This is a genomic window from Micromonospora sp. URMC 105 (assembly GCF_051386295.1).
GTDB lineage: Bacteria > Actinomycetota > Actinomycetes > Mycobacteriales > Micromonosporaceae > Micromonospora.
This window is the reverse complement of record NZ_JBPQTL010000249.1, coordinates 1-258: the sequence shown is the minus strand read 5'-3', so window position 1 is coordinate 258 and position 258 is coordinate 1. Positions and strand designations below refer to the sequence as shown.

1 protein-coding gene is annotated in these 258 nt (G+C 72.1%); it reads right to left on the bottom strand.

All coding sequences use genetic code 11. From position 1 onward, the window contains the following. The coding region (locus tag ACSNN7_RS29170) for a M28 family peptidase (RefSeq protein WP_436684240.1) at positions 1-258 on the bottom strand (258 nt) is incomplete at both ends.

Here is a 258-nt window from a genome sequence, read left to right as displayed (position 1 = left end):
GGTGAAGACCTTCTCGACGGTGTCGGTGCCGGGCGGCACGGTGCCGGTGCCGTGGTAGACCATGCGGGCGTAGTTGGGCGAGGCGATGGTCTCGAAGTTGAGGACGAGCGCGGTCTCCCGGCGCTCCCGCTCGCTCAGCCCGTCGACGTAGTGGCCCGAGCCGATCATCCCCTCCTCCTCCGCGCCCCAGAAGGCGAAGCGCACCCGGTTGCGGACCTCGCCGGCGTGCGGGGCGAGCCGCAGGGCGGTCTCCAGGAC